This window comes from Flavobacterium psychroterrae, from assembly GCF_018380615.1.
GTDB classification, from domain to species: domain Bacteria; phylum Bacteroidota; class Bacteroidia; order Flavobacteriales; family Flavobacteriaceae; genus Flavobacterium; species Flavobacterium psychroterrae.
In genome coordinates this window covers 1-12,629 of the sequence record NZ_JAGYVZ010000006.1, presented here as the reverse complement: position 1 = coordinate 12,629, position 12,629 = coordinate 1, and the positions used below count along the sequence as shown (strand labels likewise).

Annotated in this window: 8 protein-coding genes and 1 pseudogene; 3 read left to right on the top strand and 6 right to left on the bottom strand. The window is 34.1% G+C overall.

What is annotated here, in order from left to right:
* Window positions 1-38: 38 nt before the first annotated feature.
* The 5 genes from KHA90_RS08140 to KHA90_RS08120 all read right to left on the bottom strand — a co-directional run bounded on the left by KHA90_RS08140 (window position 39) and on the right by KHA90_RS08120 (window position 8,918).
* Window positions 39-1,022, bottom strand: coding sequence for a DUF2931 family protein (locus KHA90_RS08140; RefSeq protein WP_244860272.1), 984 nt, complete (start codon window positions 1,020-1,022; stop codon window positions 39-41).
* A 67-nt stretch (window positions 1,023-1,089) separates the two neighbouring features.
* Window positions 1,090-2,736 (bottom strand): T6SS phospholipase effector Tle1-like catalytic domain-containing protein, encoded by a 1,647-nt coding sequence (locus KHA90_RS08135; RefSeq protein WP_213297561.1) that lies wholly within the window; start codon window positions 2,734-2,736, stop codon window positions 1,090-1,092.
* A 2-nt stretch (window positions 2,737-2,738) separates the two neighbouring features.
* On the bottom strand, window positions 2,739-4,592 hold the full coding sequence (locus KHA90_RS08130) for a phage baseplate assembly protein V (RefSeq protein ID WP_213297553.1): 1,854 nt from the start codon (window positions 4,590-4,592) through the stop codon (window positions 2,739-2,741).
* A 48-nt stretch (window positions 4,593-4,640) separates the two neighbouring features.
* Entirely contained in the window at window positions 4,641-5,033 is a 393-nt protein-coding gene (tssD, locus tag KHA90_RS08125; protein WP_213297550.1) for a type VI secretion system tube protein TssD, read from the bottom strand.
* 444 nt (window positions 5,034-5,477) lie between these two features.
* Window positions 5,478-8,918: a methylmalonyl-CoA mutase family protein gene (locus KHA90_RS08120; protein WP_213297547.1), complete on the bottom strand. Its 3,441-nt coding sequence runs from the start codon at window positions 8,916-8,918 to the stop codon at window positions 5,478-5,480.
* 294 nt (window positions 8,919-9,212) lie between these two features.
* On the opposite strand from KHA90_RS08120, the gene KHA90_RS08115 reads away from it, so the two are divergent.
* From KHA90_RS08115 to KHA90_RS08105, 3 genes are all read left to right on the top strand, one after another.
* Window positions 9,213-10,775, top strand: coding sequence for a L,D-transpeptidase family protein (locus KHA90_RS08115; RefSeq protein ID WP_213297538.1), 1,563 nt, complete (start codon window positions 9,213-9,215; stop codon window positions 10,773-10,775).
* Between the two features lie 201 nt (window positions 10,776-10,976).
* Window positions 10,977-11,318 (top strand): hypothetical protein, encoded by a 342-nt coding sequence (locus KHA90_RS08110; protein WP_213297535.1) that lies wholly within the window; start codon window positions 10,977-10,979, stop codon window positions 11,316-11,318.
* A 483-nt stretch (window positions 11,319-11,801) separates the two neighbouring features.
* Window positions 11,802-12,452: a hypothetical protein gene (locus KHA90_RS08105; RefSeq protein ID WP_213297532.1), complete on the top strand. Its 651-nt coding sequence runs from the start codon at window positions 11,802-11,804 to the stop codon at window positions 12,450-12,452.
* A 65-nt stretch (window positions 12,453-12,517) separates the two neighbouring features.
* Here the strand turns inward: KHA90_RS08105 and KHA90_RS08100 are convergent.
* Window positions 12,518-12,629 (bottom strand): annotated as a pseudogene (locus KHA90_RS08100) (IS982 family transposase); the annotation flags it as partial.

The following is a 12,629-nucleotide window of genomic DNA, read 5'->3' as shown; positions in this document are numbered from 1 at the left end:
CATATTGTAGTTATCATTTTTGTCAATTTCACAATCCACTATTTATAAGATTCTTTAAATTCTCGATCAGTCTTAAAAACTCTTTTATTAACTGTTTCTAAAGATCTTCCGTTTAATAAAACCTCAAAATCTGTATTATCAGCAGTAACTTTTATTTGAATTTCATTATCGCCGTTATCTCTATTTTTGAATTGTTCGTTTGTTTTTTCCCAATTAAAAAAAGCTCTGCCTTCAAATTTTTCTCCTTTGCCCGTTTCCCAAAAAAAGGTAATAAGACTTGGAATGGCTCTTTTTTCATTTTTAGGATGTAATAGCATCGGACGAAGTTTATTTTCATATTCTGCATTGAAATATTCTGTTAAGACCCAAAAGAGCCTGAAATTAGAATTCTCAGAAGTAATTATGGGCTTCCAAAAATATTTGATACGATAATTATCCCATTTTTCAGGACTTGCATCTGGAATTAAAGACATTTCCCTAACTTCTTTTCGTCTCATAGACCATGATGCAAAAAGTTTTGCCTCTAATGCCTGATCATCTTCCACTACTTCAGCCTGATAACGACCTAGTTCTTTTTGAGTTCCGCCATATCGGACCCAAACCACAACCATTCCTTTTGGCGCAAAACCAAAAACAAGATCTCTAAATTCTATGTAAGTTCGTCTTTGGGCAGGTTTTCTATCATAAATATATTCTTGTAATTCATCATTGTTTTCCTCAACTTCTGAGCTTGGATAAAATCTTTTTGTCCAGTCTTGTATCGTATCAATTGGGAAATCAACATTTAAATGGTAAAATGTATCTTCGTAACCTGAATAATACGTAATATCAGCTCCTATAGGTGTACCATGCTGTTCTGTCCACGATTTACGAGAACTTCCCCATCCTCCAGAAGAGCCTCCGTAGGGAAATGATGCCCTGACTCCCTCTAGTGTTTTAATCTTATCATAAATAGGTTCTATTAAATATTTATTTTCAGGATGCGACATTTCTACATGAAATTCAGGCAGTTCTTTTTTCATTTGACAGCTTATTACAGGGGTGAATAAAATAATTAATAAAGTATGATACAATAGTGTGTTTTTTGTCTTAGCCATGATGAATTTCTCTTTTTCTATATTGATGCTCTAAGGCGCCTTCTTTTGATGGCGCCTGACTTTCACGCCTTTCCAATCCAAATTCATTGGCTTTTACGGACCAGTGCAAATATTCATTGCGCAAAGTTTTTAAATCTTCGGGATCTATATAGTCCAAGTATGACATTTGGCGCAATTCGGTTAAATATTTTGTAGCGTCCTGCGATTTTTCTCTTACGTATTTGTTACGCAAATCATTGCACGCTACCATATAATTTAATAATTGATTGTATACTTTTTGTAAAAAAGGGTCTTCAAGTTCGTGTAGTTTCTTGATTTTACTATCATTATAACAAACCCCAAATTGCTCAGAGTAAAAAAACATTTTTTTAAGAGGTATTTTATCATAGGTATTTCGCATTTTACGTGTTCCTATTACGGTATAAAATGTGTTTTCCATATTTTCAAATTTTTCTTTTTTCCTTTCCGGATCAATAAATGATTCCGGAAATAGTCCTGCGTCAAGCTGATAATCTTTGTACCAACCTTCTCTTATAACAATTTCTTTGAATTTAGCTGTTTCTTCTTTAGCATTATACCTCATATCATTGTATAGGGATTCTTTTTTATAATATAAAACAGCTCTTTCAAAAGCCCGATCTTTATAAGAACCACCAATATCTGAATGAACGCCGGGAAGTGTATATTCGAGCCCATTAATACCTGCACTGGTAATATCTGTAAGGTCAAAATTTTCACGATATTCATCATCAGATGAAAGCTGAAAAACAAAATGAGCTTTTTCTACAGCATCCAGATTTAAATCACTTACATCGTTGCCGTGATAAGCTCCATGTGAAGCAACTGTATCGTATAAACCCACAAAATTAAAATGGATTTTTTCAGGTTTTACCTCATTGTCTAAAAGACATGCAGCAAAATATCCGTGTTTATTTATAAGAGGTTCGTCTCTTTTAATTTTTATATATTGTGTTTTCGTATCGCTTCCAATAGGCGGAACTGCATGGGCATATTCCCTATCTATTAATTGCAACTTACATGTACTGTTTGCAATATACAAAAAATGCCTTGCCGCGGCGGCACCACGGCTAAAACCAAATACATTTACTTTTAACACATCAATTTTTTTATTTTTGTATTCATCTTGTCCAACTTTTTTCCCTGCTTCGATACAGGCTTTAGTCACTTTAGCAACAATACCGCGGCTTCCCATTCCTAATGCGACATCCGGCAGGATATCATCTTTTTCTAAATCCGCGGTCGCAATTCCTTCTACATAAACTGAAATTTGGTTGGTTACCGTGGCATCTATCGAATCGTAACCACGAGCTATATTACTGTAGTCACTAGTATAGCTGTCATCTTTGTGATTGGATGCTTCATGATCTTTGCCTTCTTCGGTATTGGTTTTATTGTTTTGTGTTCCGTCAAAGAAAATATTTAACGTAATGCTTATTTCAGTTGCTAATGAATCAGCAGGATGTAAGGGGTCGTAATCATGATAAAACATGTTTTCTTTGCCATACTGATTATTATGTTTTGCTGCAATAATAGTAAGGTCGCCCTTATTTGCGTGCATAATTATATTTCCTGTGGCTGTCTTTGTGAGTGATCCGCCAATAATTCTTGTAATACTCATAATTAACCGTTTCTAGATGATTCACCGCTATGGTTGTTTACATTTTTTGCTCCCAACATACTAATACTCTCTTCGGTACTGCTTATGCTTATTTCGCCAGCCATTTCTTTAATCTCTGTAGATTCTATTTCTTTATTTCCTTTAATCCACTCAAACATATTTCCTATAACATTTAGGATAAAATTTGTTCCTATAGATAAGTCATAGTATAAGGTAATTATAGATTTTTTGTGTCCGCCGGCACTTTCTTCAATATTCATTCCTGCATTTGTAATAATGTTATTTCCTGCATTCATAATAATATCTTCTCCCGCCTGGATTTCAATATTCTTTTTTGCCAATAATTTTGCATTTCCTTTTCCATCCATGAAAATTTGGGTTCCGCTTGCGTCTTCTGTTAAAGCGCTTCCCTCTGCATCGTTATAGATCGTCGTGATTCCGGCGCGTGTACGAAATACTTTCAAATCATTATTGGGTGTACTGTAACCGCTTTTTTCTTTTCGGCTGGTGAGTGTTCCCAGTACAATTGGCATTTCGGCATTGCCTCCCTGAAATTCCACATATACCGCTTCTCCTATTTCTGGAAGGACATGAGCGCCTTTTCCATCACCACTATATTGCTGTATAATAGGTACAAAAGGTGTCGATTCTCCTTTGGCTATTTGCCACGGCATCTGCACGGCGATACAGCTAAGTCCTTCAGGATCTGTATTATCCACTACAATTGCAGACTGGCTCGGACAATACGGAAACAAATCCGGATTGGTCAATGGAGAAAATACCGCGCCATTGAAGTTTACGGCGGTGAAATCATTTTTATAACTGCCGCCATCATCACAGAAATGCGTTATTTGGGTTACCCTGTAACTTCCTTCGTGCTGCATGTCAACTCCGCTTATCCTTACGTTGTCTCCCAGAATAACGCCCGGAACTTCGCTCATGGCATTTATCTCCATAAGTCCGCCAACAACGGCGCGCATTTTATTGGTGGTATATTGCTCTACAGAATTTCTTACGTTTCCTTCGGCTGGATTTTGATTGACATGAATTAGGCTTACCTTATTAAATACGTCATTGGATTTATTGATGAAATTCTGCTGAAAACCATCCGCTTCTTTTCTGTATTTTTCGGTATAATCCTCAAAATATTCGCCTTCCCTGTTATCGTTTTCTATGGTTTTAAAAAGGGTGGGGTTCAATGTTATTTTATAGCTAAAATGCTGCATGTTGATTCCGTAAACCAGTTTGGGTTCTGCGCCGGTACTTCCCGGGCTTCCAAAGATTACCTTACGTCCGTTATCATAAAACCATTGCCCTTTTCGTTTTGCCATCATGTTCAGAAAATCGAAATCGCTTTGGTTGTATTGCACGGTATAGGCTAAGTTGTTTTTATAAAACGGATATACATCCATGTCAATTTCATAACCTGATTTTACTTTGTCTACGATATCGGCAATGGGCATTTTTAAAAAAGAGTTTAAATTAGGTCCGCTGTCCAACAATTTTGAGGTGCCAAAGCCCGTAATTAATATGGTTTCCTCAACGGTATTGATGGTAGATTTTACAGACATCACTTCGGTCACAACACCATAAAAACGCATAATGTAATCCTGAGGACTAGCAATTACCATAAGATCATCAAGGTTCGGGATTGGTTTTACTTCTATGCTGATTCTCTGACCGGATAAATCCAGTGAAGCCGGCATCACGCTTCTTAGCTCTTCTACCAATAAATCCTTTCGCACTTTTAAGCTGAAGGTATTATGCTCATGAATTTTCTGATCGATTATTAAATTGGTGAAATTGCCAATTATTTTACCCCCTATTTTTAATGTTGTATTTATTTGCAATGCCATTTTTGGTTTCTTATTAGATTATCGAATTAGTTAGATGTGGTGTTTTGTTTAGACGTTTTTCCAGTTATTGTCAAATATGGTATTGCCTATTTTTATTTCTTTTGAGGTAATCAATATTTCCGTAGTCATGGGAACTGCGCCTTGACTTGAAAATGCTTTTTTGAGCGAAATACAATAGGCTTTTTTAAAAGTCACATTCTTCATGGTGCTCATGGCATCGCGGCGGTAAAAAATAATTTTTCCGTCCTTTACACTGGTTTCTGAAACCATCCAGTCCGAGAATAAATCGGTTTGGGTCGTTTCAATCAGCAGTTTTATTTGTCTTGATTTCGGTTTGTTGGCCGGTTTGCCATTATTGTCAATTTCCTGTGTTAGGTGCACGTCAAATTCCAAAACATTGAAAACAGCATTATCGATTTCTAATTTTGCTAAAAAACTCATAGGTATAATTTTAAGTTAATTTGATTAATACCCTTTCAACAATTTAGAATTCCTGATTTCGTTTTTTGACAAATAAAATCATCAGGCAAAATGTATAATTGCTGTTAAGGGTCTAGTAAATTAAACCCTATGTTTATCATGAAATAACTTCTATAAGTTTTTAGAGTAATAGAATAAGACATTTGTTTTTCTCAAATAAATAAAACTTCATTAGGGATGATGCCGATTTATAGTTTTTACTTTCAAACCGTGACAATTGGTCACGGTTTGAATTTTATTCAGTATTTCTTATGTAGAAAACATTAAGGCAACTACAAATCTTAATCAACTCAAATTTTTTAATATAAATTTAAACCGTCAGCTTTTTTGGATATTTCAATTCATTCCACAAAAAAACCTCCCATTTTACTGAGAGGTTTCCATAAATATAAAAATCAAAAAATTCTACATATTCCTTCTATACTGCCCGCCAACTTCAAACAATGCCGAAGTAATCTGACCCAATGAACAAACCTTTGTAGCTTCCATTAAATGGTCGAATAAGTTTTCGTTTTTAATGGCGGCTTCTTGTAGTTTGTTGAGATGCTCATTTACTTTTGCTTCATGAAATTGATGCAAATTATCCAGCATCGTGATCTGATATTGTTTTTCTTCTTCGGTGGCGCGAATTACTTCTGCCGGAATTACCGTTGGAGAACCTTTTGAACTCAGGAACGTGTTAACACCGACAATTGGGAAATCTCCGTTGTGTTTTAGGGTTTCATAATACAAACTTTCTTCCTGAATTTTAGAGCGTTGGTACATCGTTTCCATTGCGCCAAGAACTCCGCCACGTTCTGTAATTCGGTCGAATTCCTGTAAAACGGCAGATTCTACCAAGTCTGTTAATTCTTCGATGATGAACGATCCCTGAATTGGGTTTTCGTTTTTCGCCAAACCTAATTCTTTATTGATAATCAACTGAATCGCCATGGCACGACGTACAGATTCTTCTGTTGGCGTTGTAATCGCTTCATCATAAGCATTGGTGTGCAATGAATTACAGTTGTCGTAAATGGCATACAAAGCTTGCAAAGTGGTTCTGATATCATTAAAATCAATTTCCTGAGCGTGTAATGAACGTCCCGAAGTCTGAATATGATATTTAAGCATTTGCGCTCTTTCATTAGCGCCGTATTTGTTTTTCATGGCTTTTGCCCAGATTTTACGTGCCACACGACCAATTACTGAATATTCAGGATCTACTCCGTTTGAGAAGAAGAACGATAAATTAGGTCCAAAATCGTTTATGCTCATTCCGCGGCTCAAATAATATTCCACGTAAGTGAAACCATTAGAAAGCGTAAAAGCCAACTGCGTAATCGGGTTCGCTCCTGCCTCAGCAATATGATATCCTGAAATTGAAACCGAATAGAAATTACGAACGTTCTTGGTAATAAAATATTCCTGAACGTCACCCATTAATCGCAACGCAAATTCGGTTGAAAAGATACACGTATTTTGCGCCTGATCTTCTTTCAAAATATCTGCCTGAACCGTTCCACGAACTTGTGATAAGGTTCTTGCTTTTATATCATTGTAAACTTCCAAAGGTAAAACCTCATCTCCGGTAACACCCAAAAGCATTAATCCAAGACCGTTGTTTCCTTCCGGTAAATCACCTTGGTATGTAGGTCTTTCGATTCCTTTGTCTTTGTATATTTTGTTGATTTTAGCATCAACTTCTTTTTCTAATTCGTTCTCCTTAATATAATACTCACATTGCTGATCAATTGCGGCGTTCATAAAAAAGCCTAACAACATTGGCGCTGGCCCGTTGATGGTCATACTTACTGATGTTAAAGCGTGAACCAAATCAAAACCGGAATACAGTTTTTTAGCATCATCCAAACAACAGATTGAAACTCCCGCATTACCAATTTTTCCGTAAATATCAGGACGAATATCAGGATCGTTTCCGTACAAAGTCACACTATCAAAAGCAGTCGAAAGTCGTTTTGCCGGCAATCCAGCGCTCACATAATGAAAACGTTTGTTGGTTCTTTCCGGTCCGCCCTCGCCTGCAAACATTCTTGACGGATCTTCGCCTTCACGTTTAAACGGATATAATCCTGAAGCAAACGGAAATTCACCCGGAACATTTTCCTGTAAATTCCAACGCAAGATATCGCCCCAGGCTTCATATTTAGGCAAAGCAATTTTCGGTATTTGTAAATGTGATAAACTTTCGGTATGGGTCGCGATTTTAATTTCTTTATCACGAACTTTAAAGGTATAAACCGGATTTTTGTATTTGTTTACTTTCTCGTCCCAATTCAGGATAATTTCCCAATTGTACGGATCTAAATCCATTTTTACTTTATCAAACTGATTTAGTAAAAGATTTAAGAAAATACGATTTTCGTTGAGTCCTTCGACTTCGCTCAGGATGACAGTCGAATCATCAATTCCTGCTTTGTTGATTTGCGGAATTTTTCCAGAAACCGATTCTATGGTTTTGAAGATTCCGTATAATTTCTGCGCTACTTTTTGTTGCGAAAGTGCGCTTTCGTCATAAGATCTGTTGTTCTCTGCAATTTCAGATAAATAACGCGTTCTGTGTGGCGGAATCACGTAGATTTTCTCGCTCATTTCGCGTGTAATTTCAAAAGTCGAATGTAATTCTGAATCTGTTTTTTCGACAATTTTATCCATAATCGCTTTATAAAGCGTATTCATTCCCGGATCGTTGAACTGCGATGCAATGGTTCCGAAAACCGGCATTTCATCCGGATTTTTATCCCAAAGATTATGATTACGCTGGTATTGTTTTTTAACATCACGAATGGCGTCTAATGCGCCTCTTTTATCAAACTTATTCAAAGCTACTAAATCAGCAAAATCAAGCATATCGATTTTCTCTAATTGTGTTGCAGCTCCAAACTCCGGCGTCATTACATATAAGGATACATCAGAGTGATCCATAATCTCAGTATCTGATTGACCAATTCCGGAAGTTTCCAAAATAATCAAATCATATTTTGCGGCTTTTAAAACCTGAATCGCTTCGGCTACATATTTAGACAAAGCCAGATTAGATTGACGTGTCGCTAACGAACGCATATAAACACGAGGATTATTAATGGCATTCATTCTAATTCTATCTCCTAAAAGTGCTCCACCCGTTTTACGTTTCGAAGGATCGACAGAAATCAATCCGATTGTTTTTTCAGGAAAATCAATTAAAAAACGACGAACCAATTCATCAACCAAAGATGATTTTCCGGCCCCACCAGTTCCTGTAATTCCAAGAACAGGGATTATAGAATTGGTATTATTAATATGTATCTGGTCAAAAACAGGTTTTGCAATTTCGGGAAAATTCTCAGCCGCCGAAATCAATCTTGCAATTGCCGTCGGAACTTTATTTTCAATATGATCGATTTCTCCGTTTAGTTTATCGCCAATAGGATAATCAGATTGTTGTACCAGATCATTAATCATTCCTTGTAAACCTAAAGAACGGCCATCATCAGGAGAATAAATTCTGGTGATTCCATATTCATGCAAATCTGCAATTTCGCTTGGAAGAATTACTCCGCCTCCACCGCCAAAAATCTTGATATGTCCCGCTCCTTTTTCCTGAAGCAAATCATACATATATTTAAAGTATTCATTGTGACCTCCCTGATAAGATGTCATTGCAATAGCGTTTGCATCTTCCTGAATTGCGGTATTTACCACTTCTTCAACACTTCGGTCGTGACCTAAATGAATTACCTCAACTCCGGTTGACTGAATAATACGGCGCATGATATTAATTGCCGCATCGTGTCCGTCAAAAAGAGATGCTGCAGTAACAATTCTTACTTTATTTTTAGGAATGTATGGTATTTGTTGCTCCATTTTATGAATATGATAATTTTAAGGGAGCAATTTACAAAATATTATAATATTTGTTCAACCTTATATCTTTTTGTTAACAAAAAAAAATTATTTCAGGGGTAACAATTTAAATACTTAACTGATTTATCCTATATAAGTCTTATAGAAATGTTAACTACATGGAAATCTTGAAAAATTTAAATAAAATACAACAACTTGTTTTACAGACATCTAAAGTAATTTAGCATGGTAGAAAAGCCCCAAATTTTTACCCTAAACTTTTATTCGTAAGTAATAAATGTAAAAATTTAAAAAATGAAAACATTATATCCAATCACCCTAATTTTAAGCTTGAGTTTTTTTGTATCGTCTTTTAACAGCACCGAAAACGACATACTCTCTTATAAAAAAACTGCAACTATTGCCACCGTTTACAACAATTCAGATTCTGATAATGTTGAAGAACTTTCAAATGACTTCTTTAAAAGATATTCGGATTTAAAAAAATATAAATCTGATGTGATGTCACTATATAAAAACAGAACTTTGGGAACCATTTGGTTTGATGAAGATGGTATCAATGAATTTGGAACTGTATTATATGAAAATGCTAAACAAACAAATGATTTAATTATTCCTTATCAAAAAGAAATTGACGACCTTTTTTCTTCGTCAGAAACAAAGCTTTCTAAAACAGATGCTGATATGCTTTTAAGCTCTTTATATATTGCTTATACTAAAAAAAGCAATTCAGATACTAAGAAAAAGATTTCTTATGATGATATGCTGAAAGATTTTTTAAACTACAGCACTATCGAAAAAGCAACAGCTTCTAGTGGAGATGTTAAAGTAGAATATGATCAATATTATAAATTGCAGGATATTCTGAAAAAATATAAAAAATTAGACCGATCAAATAAATGGAAACCTATTGTTCCTGAAGAAACACCTTATAAAGATTTACGTCCGGATGCTGTTTCCAGTACTATTGCTCAGGTTAGAAATCGTTTATACTTATTGGGAGATTTAAAAAATGATTCTAAGAGTAATGTTTATGATCGCGAATTGATGGATGCTGTAATGAAATATAAAGTTCGTAATGGTTTTAAACCTAACTATATTTTATCACAAGAACATATTAAGGAAATGAATGTACCGCTTACTGATAAAATGGAAACACTAAAACTTAATATGGAAAGATGCCGCGATATTTCGGCTCAGATTGCGAGTAGCGATGAGTATGTTTTAGTAAATGTTCCTTCATATGAATTAATTTATGTTAAAAACGGAAAGGTACAATTGACTTCGAGTGTATTTGTGGGTGCTCCATTAACTAAAACAACCATTTTTAACGGTGAAATTGACAGAATCGTTTTCAGCCCTTACTGGACAGTACCGCAAAGCATTGTTAACAACGAATTAAAAAGTAAAATAGCTGCAGATAAAAATTATCTTGCCGAAAAAAACATGGAAATAGTAAATGGTCAGGTAAGACAAAAACCAGGTCCGGACAATTCTTTAGGATTGGTAAAATTTATGTTTCCAAATCCGGATGATATCTATATGCACGATACACCTGCAAAAACGTTATTTGATTTTGAAAAAAGAACCTTCAGCCATGGTTGTATAAATGTAAAAATGGCAAAAGAATTAGCCATTGCAATGCTTCAGGATTATCCGGAATGGACTCCTGATAAAATTGATAAAGCTATGGAAGGTAAAAAAGAAAACAGTTTTAAATTAGCCAAAAAAATTCCAATCTATATTTGCTATTTTACTTCACTGGTAAATGAAAATGGCGAAATTGGTTTCTTTGAAGATGTTTATGAAAAAGATCATGAAACTCTTTTACCTCAAACAGAGCTAGTAACTAATTAATAGTAGAATTTAAATACCATATGAGCTTCTTAATTATTCAATCGTTACTATTAATTAAGAAGCTTTTTTATATTGACACGTCAACTCAAAAAAAAACCTAAACTATTAGTTTTAAAACTTTTACAGGATAAATAAACTCAAAAACAGACTGATCTTTGTACTATAATTATACCACTATTTATTTACAAAAATCAATTTATCATGAAAACAGAAAATATCGAAGGATTAACACTTTTTGAAATTAATTTACTGATTCAACAAGGCGGAAGATTTGTAATGTTTCCAAATTTATTAACCAAAATAAAAAGCTCAACTATTTATTTCGTTCGTCCGGAAGAAAAAACATTCAAGTACGCATTAAAACATTTTATAACAAATTTATCAAATGGCTGGCGTTCAATTCCTTTAAGACCTTTTTATCTTTCAAAATCTTTATTTTATTTAGCTATTGGCGGCAGCGATTATACGCACAATATATTAGCGGATTTAAAACAAATCAATCCTGTATACAATCCTAATTTATATTGCTTAGAATATTTATAAATTTTTAAAGCAATAAATACAAAATTCAGCTCTTCACTTTATGCCTTAAATTATTAATTTTAAAACTTTAAAAGGTAATGTGAGAGCGCTATTATAAACACCTTTGTGAACAATTTACCCACCCTTTTTTGCCCTAAAAAGAATGTTATTTTAAATACTGTTTTGCATTTATAGATCTTAAATTTATAATCAAAACAACAACTCACAAAAGAGCTTACTCTTTGAGATAAGCCAATTAATTCAATAGGGGAAAATTTGTAGTTTTCCCCTATATTGTTTTTCTACTTTAACGAAACTATAAAATTCAATTTTGTGAAATTTTGATAAGTTCGTACTAATTTTCCCAAATAATTAATTGCCGTAAACTATTAGTTTAAAAACTTTTAATGGTAATCGCAACAATTTATTAAGTACATATTTACTGATTGATTCAATGTCTATTGATTCGATCTCTATTTATTTAACTTCTAAAATTATTGTAATATGAAAACCACAACATTCAAACTATTTATTTTATGTCTGATTTTAGGCACAACCGCATGTTCCTCTAATGACTCTGACGAAATTGAAATAATTTCTCCGGAAAAAAATCTGTATGATTACTATGTTGATGGTGAAATGCAAAAATCAATAAATCAGCTTGAAATTGTTATACATAAAGGCAATACTCCTCCTGATGTTCAAGGTTTATATAGAATTGATCCTTTTCGTTGTATAAAGTCTAATTTTGATGACGGATATTTAGGTGTCAATCTTGGTACGGCAACTCTTATTCTATCAAACCAAAACACGGCGAATTTAAGTGTCGATTTTAAAAATTTTACTCTCTACTCTTATGAAGCTCAAAATGAAACCTGGGAAGGAAAAGGTTCCTTCATATCCGGCGAAGGTAATAAATTCTCCATTTTATTACATAGTAATGGCGAATTAGATTATGGTACTCACACAGCAAAATACCAAAACTTAATTATTTTATCCGGTGAACTTGATGTTGAGAATAATAAAATTAAGGGAATCAAAAATTTACAAATGGCATCTATAATGTCTGATGATTATAAAGATCCCTACAATACTTTAATCTCCATAGGGCAAGGACGCTTATTTACAAATAATTATGCTCCATTGATGCAATAAACATCAAGCTCAAAATCCGTTTCTTTGAATTTCAACAAGAATAATAGTATACCCGTTGGGTGAAATTAAATTATTTGATTTTTAATATTATTAATTGGTCTGTCAAATATAAATTTGTTAATATATTGAACCAATGTAAGTGCTGCTATTTTTGCTAATATTCTTGTTTTAAAACCT